Source organism: Nocardiopsis sp. CNS-639 (assembly GCF_000381685.1).
Lineage (GTDB): Bacteria > Actinomycetota > Actinomycetes > Streptosporangiales > Streptosporangiaceae > Nocardiopsis > Nocardiopsis dassonvillei.
Genome location: NZ_KB906856.1, coordinates 54,014 through 67,048, shown reverse-complemented (window position 1 = coordinate 67,048; position 13,035 = coordinate 54,014). Strand labels below are relative to the sequence as shown.

At 70.9% G+C, this 13,035-nt stretch carries 14 protein-coding genes and 1 tRNA gene; 9 read left to right on the top strand and 6 right to left on the bottom strand.

Going from position 1 to position 13,035, the window contains the following annotated elements; translation table 11 throughout:
• Positions 1 to 144 precede the first annotated feature (144 nt).
• Positions 145 to 570, top strand: a complete 426-nt coding sequence (locus G011_RS0105665; protein WP_019607650.1) for a Rid family hydrolase — start codon at positions 145 to 147, stop codon at positions 568 to 570.
• A gap of 79 nt (positions 571 to 649) precedes the next feature.
• Here G011_RS0105665 and G011_RS0105660 read toward each other — a convergent pair whose 3' ends face one another.
• Entirely contained in the window at positions 650 to 1,285 is a 636-nt protein-coding gene (locus tag G011_RS0105660; protein ID WP_019607649.1) for a TetR/AcrR family transcriptional regulator, read from the bottom strand.
• A gap of 109 nt (positions 1,286 to 1,394) precedes the next feature.
• On the opposite strand from G011_RS0105660, the gene G011_RS0105655 reads away from it, so the two are divergent.
• The 3 genes from G011_RS0105655 (at position 1,395) to G011_RS0105645 (ending at position 3,457) form a co-directional block, all read left to right on the top strand.
• Positions 1,395 to 2,177 carry an SDR family NAD(P)-dependent oxidoreductase gene (locus G011_RS0105655; RefSeq protein WP_019607648.1) on the top strand — a complete coding sequence of 261 codons (783 nt, stop codon included), beginning with the start codon at positions 1,395 to 1,397 and terminating at the stop codon, positions 2,175 to 2,177.
• A gap of 273 nt (positions 2,178 to 2,450) precedes the next feature.
• Positions 2,451 to 2,885 carry a lasso peptide biosynthesis B2 protein gene (locus G011_RS30520; RefSeq protein ID WP_019607647.1) on the top strand — a complete coding sequence of 145 codons (435 nt, stop codon included), beginning with the start codon at positions 2,451 to 2,453 and terminating at the stop codon, positions 2,883 to 2,885.
• Positions 2,882 to 3,457, top strand: coding sequence for a GNAT family N-acetyltransferase (locus G011_RS0105645; RefSeq protein WP_019607646.1), 576 nt, complete (start codon positions 2,882 to 2,884; stop codon positions 3,455 to 3,457). The genes G011_RS30520 and G011_RS0105645 overlap by 4 nt, the downstream gene beginning before the upstream one ends.
• Before the next feature lie 234 nt (positions 3,458 to 3,691).
• On the opposite strand, the gene G011_RS0105640 is transcribed toward G011_RS0105645, so the two are convergent.
• Both G011_RS0105640 and G011_RS0105635 read right to left on the bottom strand, forming a co-directional pair.
• Positions 3,692 to 3,764 (bottom strand) — tRNA-Lys (locus G011_RS0105640).
• A 384-nt stretch (positions 3,765 to 4,148) separates the two neighbouring features.
• On the bottom strand, positions 4,149 to 5,048 hold the full coding sequence (locus tag G011_RS0105635) for a metalloregulator ArsR/SmtB family transcription factor (protein ID WP_036552313.1): 900 nt from the start codon (positions 5,046 to 5,048) through the stop codon (positions 4,149 to 4,151).
• A gap of 97 nt (positions 5,049 to 5,145) precedes the next feature.
• Here G011_RS0105635 and G011_RS0105630 point away from each other — a divergent pair, with 97 nt between their 5' ends.
• Entirely contained in the window at positions 5,146 to 6,474 is a 1,329-nt protein-coding gene (locus G011_RS0105630; protein ID WP_019607644.1) for an NAD(P)-binding domain-containing protein, read from the top strand.
• A gap of 7 nt (positions 6,475 to 6,481) precedes the next feature.
• Here G011_RS0105630 and arsB read toward each other — a convergent pair whose 3' ends face one another.
• Positions 6,482 to 7,564 carry an ACR3 family arsenite efflux transporter gene (gene arsB / locus G011_RS0105625; protein ID WP_019607643.1) on the bottom strand — a complete coding sequence of 361 codons (1,083 nt, stop codon included), beginning with the start codon at positions 7,562 to 7,564 and terminating at the stop codon, positions 6,482 to 6,484.
• Positions 7,564 to 7,848: a helix-turn-helix transcriptional regulator gene (locus G011_RS0105620; RefSeq protein ID WP_019607642.1), complete on the bottom strand. Its 285-nt coding sequence runs from the start codon at positions 7,846 to 7,848 to the stop codon at positions 7,564 to 7,566. Before G011_RS0105620 ends, arsB begins: the two co-directional genes overlap by 1 nt.
• Before the next feature lie 234 nt (positions 7,849 to 8,082).
• On the opposite strand from G011_RS0105620, the gene G011_RS0105615 reads away from it, so the two are divergent.
• The gene (locus G011_RS0105615) at positions 8,083 to 8,502 is read left to right on the top strand and encodes an arsenate reductase ArsC (RefSeq protein WP_036552310.1); all 420 of its coding nucleotides are present in this window, start codon (positions 8,083 to 8,085) and stop codon (positions 8,500 to 8,502) included.
• Positions 8,503 to 9,083: 581 nt separating this feature from the next.
• Entirely contained in the window at positions 9,084 to 10,244 is a 1,161-nt protein-coding gene (locus G011_RS0105605; protein WP_019607640.1) for an undecaprenyl-diphosphate phosphatase, read from the top strand.
• A gap of 133 nt (positions 10,245 to 10,377) precedes the next feature.
• Here G011_RS0105605 and G011_RS0105600 read toward each other — a convergent pair whose 3' ends face one another.
• On the bottom strand, positions 10,378 to 10,632 hold the full coding sequence (locus tag G011_RS0105600) for a hypothetical protein (RefSeq protein WP_019607639.1): 255 nt from the start codon (positions 10,630 to 10,632) through the stop codon (positions 10,378 to 10,380).
• A gap of 864 nt (positions 10,633 to 11,496) precedes the next feature.
• On the opposite strand from G011_RS0105600, the gene G011_RS32320 reads away from it, so the two are divergent.
• Positions 11,497 to 11,721, top strand: a complete 225-nt coding sequence (locus G011_RS32320) for a hypothetical protein (protein ID WP_231391387.1) — start codon at positions 11,497 to 11,499, stop codon at positions 11,719 to 11,721.
• Positions 11,722 to 12,226: 505 nt separating this feature from the next.
• Positions 12,227 to 13,030, top strand: coding sequence for an ABC transporter ATP-binding protein (locus G011_RS0105590; protein WP_013155498.1), 804 nt, complete (start codon positions 12,227 to 12,229; stop codon positions 13,028 to 13,030).
• Positions 13,031 to 13,035: the final 5 nt, after the last annotated feature.

Below are 13,035 nucleotides of genomic sequence, written 5' to 3'. Positions count from 1 at the left end.
CTTCCGTATCGCTCATGGAGCGTCCCGCCCTTCCAGTGAATCCCGTCATCACTTGACGCTTGAAGTCATCGCTTGCTACTGTCAATTTACGCTTGAAGTCATCGAAGGGGAAACGCACCCCTGCGGCAAGGAAGAAGGAGCATCATGAGCACCGTCACCTTCGGCATCGCTCCGGGCTACGGCGAGAAGCTGCACGCGGCCCTCGGCTACAGCGGGGCCGTCCGCGTCGGCGACCGGGTCGAGATCTCCGGCCAGGCCGGAGTGGACGACGACCTGGCCATCCCCGACTCGCTGGAGGACGAGATCGTCCGGGCCTTCGACAACGTGGAGAGCACGCTCGCCACGGTCGGCGCGACCTGGAAGGACGTCATCCACGTCAACTCGTACCACAAGGTCGCGCCGGGGGACGACGTCATCGGCGACGACCACAACAGGGTCATGGCCGAGCAGTTCCGCCGCCGCCTCGGCGGCCGTGCGCCGATCTGGACCGAGACCGGCGTCACCGTCCTCGGCCTCGCCGCGATGCGCGTGGAGATCCGCGTCACCGCCATCGTCGGCTCCGGGAGCTGAACCGCCGCCGCGCACAGCGGCCATGCCACCGGGGTTCGGGGCCTCGCCGATCGGGCCCCGAACCCGGTGACAGCGCTTTTCAGTCGGCCGTTTTCGTCGCGCCGTATCTGGCCTCCATCATCAGTACGGCCTCGTCCACGACGCGTGCCATCGACGCGTCGTCAGGTGACCAGTCGACGAGCAGCATCCGGGGCCAGAGGACGTAGTTGGAGATCATCCCCAGGAACTGGGTCGCCGCCAGTTCCGTGTCGTCCAGCCTGGCCGTACCCAGAGCGTTCTCGGCGTCGAGATAGCGGCGTACCGAGTCGAAGTAGGGCATCTTGCCGCGCTCGAAGTGGGCCTCGCCCAACTCGGGGAAGCGCGGCAGTTCGGCGATGACGATGCGGAAGAGGGCCGCCATTCCGGGCCGGGTGAGGAGGGTGACGTACCGGCGGCCCAACGCCGTCAGGCCCGCCCGCAGGTCGCCCGTCGGCGGGCGGAGGTCTCCGTCGTCCTCAACCGTCCAGGACTCCGTCACGATCGCGTCGAACAGCGCCGCCTTGGTCGGGAACTGCTTGAACAGAGTCGCCTTCGACACCCCGGCCGCCTCGGCGACCTTGGCCAGTGAGGTGCCGGCGTACCCGGCGTCGAGGAACAGTCGGGTGGCGGCCCTGATGATGGCCGCCCGCTTCTGCTCGGCGACGCGCCGGTGGTAGGGCGAGGGCTCCGTCGTCATGGGCACCACTCTACGCGAGGCGAGCCACTTGACTCACCATCTGTCATGCACGTAGCTTTGGCGAGGCGAGTCACTCGACTCACCATTGTTCCGCAGGAAGGACCGCGTCATGGGACGCTTCGACAAGCAGACCGTTCTCGTCACCGGTGGCACTGGCGGACAGGGGGCCAGCCACGTTCGGGCCTACCACGAGGAGGGGGCGAACGTCGTCATCGCCGCGCTCTCCGAAGGGCCTGGCAAGGAGCTCGCCGCCGAACTCGGCGAGCGGGCACTGTTCGTCCGTCTGGACGTCACCGACGAGGACGCCTGGGCGGCGGCGGTCACCGAGACCGAACGCCGGTTCGGTCCGATCGCGGTCCTGGTCAACAACGCCGGCGTCCAGAACCCCGCGGCGCCGATCGAGGCCACGGAACGGCGGGTCTGGGACCGCGTACTCGACGTCAACCTCACCGGCACGTTTCTCGGCACCAAGACCGTGACCCCGTCACTGCGCCGCAACGGCGGCGGAGTGATCGTCAACATCGCCTCCACGATGGCCCACGCCGGCACCTCGCTCTACGCGCCGTACGTCGCCAGCAAGTGGGCGTTGCGCGGGCTCACCAGGACCGCCGCGATGGAGCTGGGTCGGGACGGCATCCGGGTCAACTCCATCCACCCCGGCGTCGTCTCCACCCCGTTGGTCAACGAACCGATCGCCGGCCAGCCGCCCATCGCGGACTTCTACTCGCCCGAGCCGTACGCCGTCCCCCGAATGGGAACCCCGGCCGACATCACCGCACTCCTCCTCTACCTCACCTCGGCCGACGCCTCGTTCGTCACGGGCTCGGAGTTCGTCGCGGACGGCGGGCTCCTGCTCGGCCCCGCCCTGCAACCCGCCACGGCGGCAGCCTGACCGGATCGCCAGCCGCCCCGAACGGCCCCGCTTCCTCACCGACACCACGGCGAGGCGCACACGCCCAGGACGTGGACGAAGAGGTCCGGTTAGGTTCCTGCGGGGCCCGGTGGCATGCGGATAACAGGGTGCGGACATTGTTCGCGCTCGCGGCGGTGCGCAGCCGGGTGTTCCCCTATTCCAGGGATGGTGGTGTCCGCGAACCCGGTCCCCGGTTCACCGCCCGTCCCGGGGCGGCGTTGGGGGGCGAGCTGGGGTGTGCAGGAACTCCCGATGGGGTTCACCGAGTTCCCCAGGGTCGCGTTCTCCCGGATGATCGTCGCTTCTGGAGCGCTGCTCATGGTCCTCACGAACGCGCGGATCGGACCACGTCGCTCTCGCATGAACCGTATGGTCCGCCTCGTACAGAACGTCTCGAAGTTCGGCCGTCGTCCTGCCACCACGGCCGAAGCCGCCGAAGTCGTCCACGCGGTGCGGCGGCTCGGCCTGTTCTCGCCCGTACGGGTCGCCTGCTTGGAAGAATCGGTGGCCGCGGCACTGGCCCTGGCCCTCCTCGGACGCGGCGTGCGCTGGTGCCACGGCGTGATCGCCGACCCCATTCGTCTGCACGCCTGGATCGAGGCGGAGGGGCGCCCGGTGGCCGAGCCCGACAGCACGCGGCGGTGCACGGCACTGCTGACCATCCCAACAATGGAGGAGACCACGTGAGCCACCCCCTGATCTGGCTGCGCGGCGACAAAACCGGAATCGGCCCGCTGCGCGCCGACCTCGTGGAGGAGTACTGGAAGTGGGAGCAGTCGATCCCCACCATCGTCGGATACAACCGGCAGACCCCGCAGCCGTTGGAGTCCACGCGGGAGATCCTCGTGGAGGGCTACGGTCGCGCCTCGGATAGGGAGCTGCGGTTCACCGTCTACGACCTGACCGGGGAGAGCCCGTGCCCGGTTGGCCTGGCCCAGGTGTACATCGACCAGATGCGGCGCAACGGCGAGTACGTGGTGGCCCTGGGCGAGTCCCGGGGCAGGGGCGTGGGCACCGAGGCCACTCGGCTGGTGCTGGACTACGCCTTCCACGTGACCAACCTGAGGTGCGTGTACCTGACCGTCATCGAGCCCAACGCCGGGGCGATCCGCGCCTACGAGAAGGCGGGGTTCAAGCGGCAGGGGATGCGGCGCAACTCCAACCAGTGGCTGGGTGAGACCGTCAACGAGGTGCTGATGGACGCCATCCCCGAGGAGTTCGAGGGTCCCTCACTCGTCAAGGCCCAGTTCCGGATGTGAACCTCCGGTGCCTGCTGTGCTCGGCGAGCGTATGCTTCCGTGGGGTGCGGGCCGTGACCAGCGAACTTCGGACCGACCGAGGAGATAGGGACCGCTCTGAGTGGGTTCGGGCGGGCTGTCGCTCCGGCGAGTCGGAGGCCGAAGAGCACACATGGAGCAGCCAGTCGGCACTGGGCACACGAAAACCCCAGGGTGAGGACCTTGAAAACAGCCTCTGAACTGGGGTTTTGCGGGTAGGCCCCCAGGGGCTCGAACCCTGAACCCACGGATTAAAAGTCCGTTGCTCTGCCAATTGAGCTAGAGGCCCGCGACACGGCTCGGAGCAGGGTCCCAGCCATCGCCGGAGCCAACTCTACCGCAGCCATACGGGCTCTGGACGGCCGGTACACCCGGCGGGGCAAGGGCTTACCCGCCGGTCGGGCGGACCCGGGCCGCCAGGCCCCGCGACGGAACAGCACGGTGACGTGGAGCACACCCACGCGGCAGGGGAATCCGCCGGTTTCCCGGCACCACGCGCACCCTCGGCCCCACCACGAGCGCGGTGTCGTTCCCGAGCCCGGCCGCGACCACCCTGACTACCGTGGCTACGGCATAGGCACGGCCTCCGGCAGGGCCCCCGTGCGCCCCGTCACGGAGCGGTGGCGATCGTGCGTCTCACCCAACCGCTCCCCACCGCTCCGCGCCGCCGGGATCAGGCGGGCGGGCAGCCCGAACCGTCGGCGCGGGGAACCTCGCCGGGCCCGGCGCCCTCCTCCGGGCGCCGCCGCTCCAGCAGGACGGTGTCGCGCCAGATCCCGTGGTGGCGGGCGACGCGCTCGCGCACGCCCACGGTGCGGTAGCCCGCCTGGTGGTGCAGGGCCAGGCTGGCGCGGTTCTCGGGGAAGACCGAGGTCTGGAGCGTCCACAGTCCGGCGGCGTCGGCCTCGGTGACCTGCCGGTACAGCAGCGCCTTGCCCACGCCCCGGCCGCGCGCGTCCTCGGCGACGTAGACCGAGGTCTCGGCCACCCCGGCGTAGACCTCGCGGGCGGAGACGGGCGAGGCGGCGGCCCAGCCGACGACGCGGCCGCCGGACTCGGCCACCCAGCGGTGCCCGGGCGTCCACCGGTCCTTCAGCGCGTCCGCCCCGGGGACCTCGGTCTCGAAGGTGGCGTGGCCGCTGGCGATGCCCTGGGCGTAGATCTCCCGGACCGCGTCCAGGTCGGCGTCGGCCATGGCGCGGGTGGTGACGTCGGCGGGCAGGTCGGTGGGGCAGCACGGGCGGGCGTTGAGCATGCCCATCACCGCGTCGGCGGCGTGCGGCAGGCCGGTGCAGCAGGCGGGGTTGACGGCGACCCGGGTGGAGGTGCCCACCTTGGTGAGGGTCACGAACCCGACGTCGGCGAGCTTGCGCAGGTGGTGGGAGACGGTGGGCTGGCGGACCTCCACCATCTCGGCGAGCTGGCCCACGCTGACCGAGCCGGGGGTGGTGGCGATGGCGTGCAGGAGCCGGACGCGCATGGGTTCGGCCAGGCAGGCGAACCAGGCGGCGTAGGTCTCGGCGTCAGCGGCGGGGAGGAGGCCGCCTTCGCGCTCGGGCGTCGTCACAGTCATGGCACCCATTATCGACGAAGATCTATGGTTGCATCCATCGACTTCCGTCGATAGAGTCCCGATCCATAGACGCCAGTCAATGAAAGAGGAGGGCGTCATGGACGCACAACGTCCGGTCGTGGTGATCGGCGCCGGTCCGGTGGGACTCGCGGCCGCGGCGGAGCTGGTCGCGCGCGACCTGCCGGTCCTGGTCCTGGAGAAGGGCGGTCGAGCCGGTGCCGCCGTGTCCGAATGGGGCCACGTGCGCCTGTTCTCGATGTGGCGCGACCTGGTGGACCCGGCCGCGGAGAAGCTGCTCACCGCCACCGGTTGGCGGCGTCCGGACGACGCGGGCTACCCGACCGGCCGCGAGTGGGTCGAGGCCTACCTCGCTCCCCTGGCCGGGGCCTTGGGCGAACGGGTCCGCTTCGGCGCCGAGGTGACCGGCGTGAGCCGCACGGGCCGGGACCGGGTCGTGGACGCCGGGCGCGGGGAGCAGCCCTTCACCGTGCGCCTTCGCACCGACCGGGGCGAGGAGCGGATCCCGGCCCGCGCGGTGGTCGACGCCTCCGGCACCTGGGGCACGCCCAACCCGGTGGGCGGCGACGGGCTGCCCGCGCTGGGCGAGTCGACGGCCGCCGAGCACGTCTCGTACCGCATTCCCGACACCGCCAGCCCAGCCGGACGGGCCCGGTACGCGGGTCGGACCACGGCGGTCGTCGGCAAGGGGCACTCGGCGCTGACCGCCCTGGTCGGCCTGACCGCGTTGGCCGGGGAGGAACCCGGCACCGAGGCGGTGTGGGTGCTGCGCCGGGAGGAGATCGGCGATGCCTTCGGCGGTGGCGCGGCCGACCAGCTGGCCGCGCGCGGCGCGCTCGGCCAGCGCGCCCGCGAGGCCGTGGAAGCCGGGCACATTCGAGTGGTCACCGGGTTCCGTACCGCCGGGGTCCGCACGGAGCGGGACGGACGCCTCGTGCTGGCCGACGAGGAGGGCCGCGAACTGGAGCCCGTGGACGAGGTGGTCGCCCTCACCGGATTCCGCCCCGACCTGTCCTTCCTGTCCGAGATCCGCCTGGACCTGGACAGCGCCCTCCAGGCACCGGTGGAGCTCGCCCCCCTCATCGACCCCAACGTGCACTCCTGCGGCACCGTCTACCCCCACGGCGCCGCCGAGCTCTCCCACCCGGAGGAGGGGTTCTTCCTGGCCGGGATGAAGTCCTACGGGCGGGCCCCGACCTTCCTGGCCCTGACCGGCTACGAGCAGGTCCGCAGCATCGCCGCCCATCTGGCCGGGGACCGCGAGGCGGCCGCCCTCGTGGAGCTGGTCCTGCCCGAGACGGGGGTGTGCAGCGGCGGAGGCCTGTCCGAGGAGCCGGACGCGGCGGCCGGCAGCGGCGGCTGCTGCGGCCCCGCGCCCGAGGCCGCGCGGGAGTCCGCGGCGCGGTAGGCGCCCCCTACCTCCGCTCCGGGGCGAAGCGCCTGCGCCAGGCCAGGGACACGTACACCAGGGCGATGAGCACGGGCACCTCGATCAGCGGGCCCACCACCCCGGCCAGGGCCTGGCCCGAGGTGACGCCGAAGGTCGCGATCGCGACCGCGATGGCCAGCTCGAAGTTGTTGCCCGCCGCCGTGAAGGCCAGCGTCGCGGTGCGGTCGTAGTCCATCCCGACCGCCTTGCCGAAGGCGAAGGTGCCGAACCACATGAGGGCGAAGTAGGCCAGCAGCGGCACCGCGATGCGCGCCACGTCCAGCGGTTGGCTGGTGATCCGGTCCCCCTGGAGGGCGAACAGCAGCACGATGGTGAACAGCAGCCCGTACAGCGCCCACGGGCCGATCCGGGGCAGGAAGGCCGACTCGTAGCGCTCGCGTCCCATCCTGCGCTCGCCGATCCGGCGGGTGAGGAACCCAGCCACGAGGGGGATTCCGAGGAAGACCACGACGTTCAGGACGATGGTCCAAGGGGAGACATCGAGTCCGTCGGTGTCCAGGCCCAGCCACCCGGGCAGCAGGTCCAGGTAGAACCAGCCCAGCAGGCCGAAGACCAGCACCTGGAAGACCGAGTTCAGCGCGACCAGCACCGCGGCGGCCTCGCGGTTACCGCAGGCCAGGTCGTTCCAGATGATGACCATCGCGATGCAGCGCGCCAGGCCGACGATGATCAGGCCGGTGCGGTACTCGGGCAGGTCGGCCAGGAAGATCCAGGCCAGCGCGAACATCACCGCGGGGCCGACGAGCCAGTTGATCACCAGGGAGGAGACCAGCAGCCGGGTGTCGCGGGTGACGGTGTCCAGACGGTCGTAGCGGACCTTGGCCAGCACCGGGTACATCATGACCAGCAGACCGAGAGCGATGGGCAGGGAGACCCCGCCGACCTCCATGGCCGCCAGAAGTTCGTTCAGCCCCGGGACCAGGCGTCCCAGACCCAGGCCGACGGCCATGGCGAGCAGGATCCACACCGCGAGGAACCGGTCGAGGAACGACAGTTTCGCGACGACGGACTCGCCCGTACCACTGGTGGTCCTGTCGGTCGAGGCCATCAGCAGGGCCTCCTGTTCGCGGCGGCGCCGCTGGTACGGGCGGTGGCGGCGAGCCCGGCCAGGGCCCCGGAGAGGTCCTCGATCCGGTCCGGGCACAGCCGGTAGTAGGTGAACCGGCCGCAGGGCTCGGTCTCCACCACCCCCGCCTCGCGCAGGATCCGCAGGTGGTTGGACAGGTTGGTCTGGCGCGCCCCGGTCTCCTCGACCAGGTGCGTCGTACACAGGGTCTCCCGGGCGAGCAGGGTCACGATCCGCAGCCGGAGCGGGTCTCCCAGCGCCCTCATGAGGTCAGTGTCTACTGATATCAGCATGCGCTGATATTATCCTGCCGGTTGTCGCCGACAAGCCCGTCGGACGCCCTCCCCCTTTCCCGGGAACCCGTTTTTCCCGGGGAACGCGGTCCGCGTCCGGTCCGGCGCCCGTCCGCTCCCGCACGGACCCGATTCCCCGCCGACCGCGCGGAGTCCGGTTCCCGGCGGCGCCCGTCCACCACCGAAACGAAGCAGAGGCGAGTGACCGTGACCAGTTCCGACAAGCCGTCCGTCCTGTTCGTGTGCGTCCACAACGCGGGCCGCTCCCAGATGGCCGCCGCCTGGCTGTCCCACCTGGCCGGGGACCGCGTGGAGGTCCGCTCCGCCGGATCCGCGCCCGCCGACGCGCTCAACCCCGCCGTGGTCGAGGCCATGGCCGAGGTCGGCGTGGACATCACCGACCAGCACCCCAAGATCCTCACCACCGAGGCTGTCGAGGCCTCCGACGTGTGCGTGACCATGGGCTGCGGCGACACCTGCCCCGTCTTCCCGGGCAAGCGCTACCTGGACTGGCCCCTGCCCGACCCCGCCGGTCAGGGCGTGGCGGCCGTCCGCCCCATCCGCGACGAGATCAGAAGGCGCGTCGAGGAGCTGATCGGGGAGCTCTCCCCGGGCGCGCGGCCGTAGGGTCGTTCGGCGCACCCGGCCGCCGCGGTCCGGCACACCCCTCGGGTGCGCGGCCGCGGGACATGCCCGCGCCGGACGGTCCTGGAGGGCCACCGACGCCCTCTTGGAAACCCCCGCCGGGCGATCCCGAGGCACGTCGGCATCGCGCAATGAGACGCGCACGTGAACTGCGCCCAACGGTGACCGGTACGAAGGTCAAAGGCTTGACCGTGTTCCCGGGCCGCGCCCGGAGATGTCGCCGTGTCCGCCACCCGTGATTTCCCGCCGGGAAGGCGCATTTCACCGATCGCCCCCCGAACCACCCGCGAGCCGGAAAACCCCGTGCGAGGTTCCCTCTCCGGTGCGCGGGGCGGTCGCCGTCCGGACGGCCCCGTACTCCCTCCGCACGCGTGTTCGCACCCTCCCGACAGCGGAGGCGGAACGGCGTCGCCTCGGCCCCCGGCGATGCCACGCCGACCCGGAGACCTCAGTAAGCTTCGTGGGCCGCCCCCTTTTCCCCGAGCGCGCCCCCGCCGTGCCCTGTCCACCGTCGCCGTGTCCCGCCGAGGGAGGCGACCGAAGCAGCTGGAGCAGACTCTGCCGTGTCCCTCTTCGAAGCAGTCATCCTTGGCCTCGTCCAGGGACTGACCGAGTTCCTACCGATCTCCTCCAGCGGACACCTGCGCGTGGTGTCGGCCTTCTTCGGCTGGCCCGACCCCGGCGCCGCCTTCACCGCCGTCAGCCAGATCGGCACCGAGCTGGCCGTGGTGATCTACTTCCGCCAGAGGGTCTGGGCGATCCTGTCCACGTGGACCAGGTCGCTGTTCAACCGCGAACTGCGCAGCGACATCAACGCGCGCATGGGCTGGTACGTCATCCTCGGCTCCGTCCCCATCGTGGTCCTGGGACTGCTCCTGGAAGACCAGATCGACAGCGTCTTCCGCGACCTGCGCCTGATCGCGCTGAACCTCATCATCTTCGGCGTGATCCTCGGCATCGTCGACCGGTACTCGCGCAAGCACCGCACCCTGGAGGACCTCAACGTCTCCCGGGGCATGACCTTCGGTCTGTTCCAGGCGCTCGCCCTCGTCCCGGGCGTCTCCCGGTCGGGCGGCACCGTCACCGGCGGGATGCTGCTCGGCTTCAAGCGCGCGGACGCGGCCGAGTACGCCTTCCTGCTGGCACTGCCCGCCGTCTTCGGCTCGGGCCTGTACAAGCTGACCGACATCGGTGAGAACGAGTACGCCGGGTGGGGCGCCACCATCGTGGGCACGCTCATCGCGGGCGTCGTCGGCTTCATCGTCATCGCCTGGCTGATGCGCTTCATCTCCACGCACAGCTTCATGCCCTTCGTCTACTACCGTGTCGGCCTGGGCATCCTCATCCTGGCCCTGGTGAGCTGGGGCGCGCTCGACCCGCAGGGCGGCGCGGGTGCGCAGCCCGCCGAGAGCGAGATCGTCAGCGAGCAGGAGACGCCGAGGGAGGAGTCCGAACCCGAGACCGACACCGAGGCCGACGCCGGGACCGGCCCGTCCTCCGAGACGGCCACGGAACCGTCCGAGGAGCCCTCCGAGCAGGCCGTGCCGACCGTCGACCCGGTCACCGGCTGGGAGATCGACCCCGAGGTGGGTCTGCCCCGCAACCCCGAGACCGGGCTCTACCACGACTCGGACCTGGGCATGGACGTGGACTACGACCCGGTCACCGGCCTGGCCACCAACCCGGTGACCGGTGAGGCCTACGACCCCAAGGCGGCCGGTTAGGGGTCCCCACCCCCGAAGGCCCGGGCACGCGGCGGAAGCAGGGCTCCGCGCCGGGGCCCGCCGCCCGGGGACACGGTGCCCCTACACCCGAAGGCACAGCAGGGGACCGGCGGATGTCCGCCGGTCCCCTTCGTCATCCGCCGAGGCCCTGAACGGCGGTGTCCAGCCGCCGCGCGAGGGCCTCGGTCTCCTCCGGCCCCGGCCGCGCGCCGCCGCGCTCCTCCAGCAGGTCGGCGCGGCCGATCACGCGCAGCGCCCCCGCGTAGCGCGGACCGTCGAGGTCGGCCTCCTCGACGACGTCGGCCCGGCCCTCGTGGACGACCAGCACCGGGTCGCCGCCCTCCGTACTCAGCAGCCGAGCCACGTGCTCGGCACGGACGATCTCCACCGCCGCCTCCTCGTGCTCCTCGTGGGACGCCTGTCATCCCCGCCTGCCCGGGGACGGCCGCGGTGAACATGGCGGCCCGCCCACCGCTCCACCGACCGGCGCCTCCGGCACGTCGATCCCCCTCCCGCCGGGCGGAGCGCGGCTCGTCCCCGCGCCCCCAGAGCACGCGGGGCGCGGCGCCCTCTGCGCCGGGAGCGCGGAACCGAGCACGGGACCGGAGACGCGGTCGGCCACAGGACCGGGCCCGGAACTCGATGCGCCGCGTAAATCGCAGTTCCCGCGCATATCATCATCAGGTGAACAACGGTTGACATCGGTCCACTGTGTGGACCCGCGCACCGCGAACTGGAGTTGTCCAACCGCGTTCTCCCGCGCAATTACCGGGATATCCCTCCCCGGCACCCGCTTCGACCAGGGGATACGTTCAGGGCCGCACTCCCCGGGGACGGCGCGCGGACGACGGGCGCGCCGGGAGGTCCTACCGGAACGGGACTTCGGTCACGAGTTCGCTCCGGGAAAGGCCGATGTGAAGCACAACACGGGAGCTTCCCACAAAACCGCAGGTCACGGAGTCGATACTGTCTCCGACCTGGGGCGCGCCGAGGCAAGCGCGATGCCACTGGGGCCCATGTGCACTAAAGTTTCCTTGCTATGGGGCATTCAGCGAGAAGTCCGTCATCGGGGGACATAATCCGATCGACCCGGGAGGGTAATCCCGAGCTCACCAGGGCACTCTCCGCGTACCTGGGTGTCGAGCTCGCCCCCCGGGAGTTCACCCTCGCGGACGGGACCCGGGTCGGGGTCGACTGCGCCGACGACGGTCGGCCGACCGTCCTCGCCCAGTTCTCACCCCTGCACGGGCCGATGAAGTCGGCCCAGCGCAACAAGGTCATCGCGGACGCCTTCAAGCTGGCCTGGCTGCGGGACCAGCACTTCCCGGACGCACGTCCGCTCGTGGTGCTGGGCGAGCCCCTCGCCAAGCTCTTCGGGCGCGGCGCGTGGCTGCCCGTGGCCTTCGCCTCGCACCAGATCACGGTCGCCCTCGTTGACGACCGTCTCAGGATTCGGGCACTCGATATCAGTATGTGATCAACACTTCATAACGCGTTAATCAGCAATCCCTAACGTTTGACACGTCAAGATTCCCGCGGGCCGTCGCCATGCTTGCTTCCACCCGCTCTCCATCGAAGGTCCTCGGGCACCCATGTCCGAAGACAGCCATCCGGAGGGTGTCCCATGGGCCTTCCCCATGCGGTCGTCGTCGCAAGCACCGTCGTCACAGCAAGCACTGTCGGCCCGCACACCGCCGCGTCCCCCAGCGGCTCCGCCACGCGTTCCGCGGCGCCCCCGTCGCGCTTCGCACCCCGCTCCGGCTCCGTGCCGCCCGGCCCCCTCCTCGGTCGATGACGCCACACCCCTGTGACCTGCGCGCCCGTTTTCGCCCCTCCAGCACCCATTCACCGCCAGGACACGTTGTGCAATCATCCGATCACACATCCCGAGGAGAAGGTATGGCACGTCCAGCACGGCCGGAGACGGGCCCGGGGCCCGCGGCCCGGCGCACCGAACACACGTACCGAAGGCGGGACGCCGCGTGAGCGACGACCGTATCGAAGTACGCGGACTCAGCAAGACCTACGAGGGCGGTGACCCGCACCGGCCCGCGCTCGACCGCATCGACCTGGACATCCCCCGAGGCGAGTTCGTCAGCCTCATCGGCCCCAGCGGCTGCGGCAAGTCCACCCTGCTGCGGGTGATCGCCGGGCTGGAGGGCCACGACAGCGGTGACGTCACCGTCTTCGGCTCCACGCCCAAGCGCATGTGCGAGGCCAAGGCCGTGGGCCTGGTCCCGCAGACCCCCGCCCTGCTGCCGTGGCTGAACGTGCGGCGCAACATCTCCCTGCCCTCGCGGGTCAACCGCCGGGCGGGCAGGGGCAGCGAGGACCCGGACCAGCTGCTGCGCATGGTCGGCCTGGACGACTCCGCCCGCAAGTACCCCCACGAACTGTCCGGCGGCATGCAGCAGCGCGTGGCGATCGCCCGCGCCTTCGGTCTGCGGCCCGACCTGCTCCTGATGGACGAGCCCTTCTCCGCGCTGGACGAGTTCACGCGCGAGGCGCTCCAGCTCCAGCTCCTGAACATGTGGGAGCGCATGTCCACGACGGTCGTGTTCGTCACCCACTCGGTGCGCGAGGCGGTCACGCTCTCCGACCGCATCGTCGTGATGTCGGCCCGGCCCGGCCGGGTGCACGAGGTGCTGCCCGTCGACCTGCCCCGCCCCCGCGACAAGGCCGTGGTGACCGGACCGCACATGCACGCCCTGGAGGACCGGGTCCGCGCGTCCCTCCAGTCCGCATGGGAGGCCGGAGCCGCCCCCGACGACCTCGTTCCGCTGTGAGAGGA

What these genes read in the sequence shown, in the direction of transcription:
- G011_RS0105665 (WP_019607650.1), top strand. Translation starts at nt 145, where the DNA reads ATGAGCACCGTCACCTTCGGCATCGCTCCGGGCTACGGCGAGAAGCTG.
- G011_RS0105660 (WP_019607649.1), bottom strand. Translation starts at nt 1,285, where the DNA reads ATGACGACGGAGCCCTCGCCCTACCACCGGCGCGTCGCCGAGCAGAAG.
- G011_RS0105655 (WP_019607648.1), top strand. Translation starts at nt 1,395, where the DNA reads ATGGGACGCTTCGACAAGCAGACCGTTCTCGTCACCGGTGGCACTGGC.
- G011_RS30520 (WP_019607647.1), top strand. Translation starts at nt 2,451, where the DNA reads ATGGGGTTCACCGAGTTCCCCAGGGTCGCGTTCTCCCGGATGATCGTC.
- G011_RS0105635 (WP_036552313.1), bottom strand. Translation starts at nt 5,048, where the DNA reads ATGACTGTGACGACGCCCGAGCGCGAAGGCGGCCTCCTCCCCGCCGCT.
- G011_RS0105630 (WP_019607644.1), top strand. Translation starts at nt 5,146, where the DNA reads ATGGACGCACAACGTCCGGTCGTGGTGATCGGCGCCGGTCCGGTGGGA.
- arsB (WP_019607643.1), bottom strand. Translation starts at nt 7,564, where the DNA reads ATGGCCTCGACCGACAGGACCACCAGTGGTACGGGCGAGTCCGTCGTC.
- G011_RS0105620 (WP_019607642.1), bottom strand. Translation starts at nt 7,848, where the DNA reads ATGAGGGCGCTGGGAGACCCGCTCCGGCTGCGGATCGTGACCCTGCTC.
- G011_RS32320 (WP_231391387.1), top strand. Translation starts at nt 11,497, where the DNA reads ATGAAGTCGGCCCAGCGCAACAAGGTCATCGCGGACGCCTTCAAGCTG.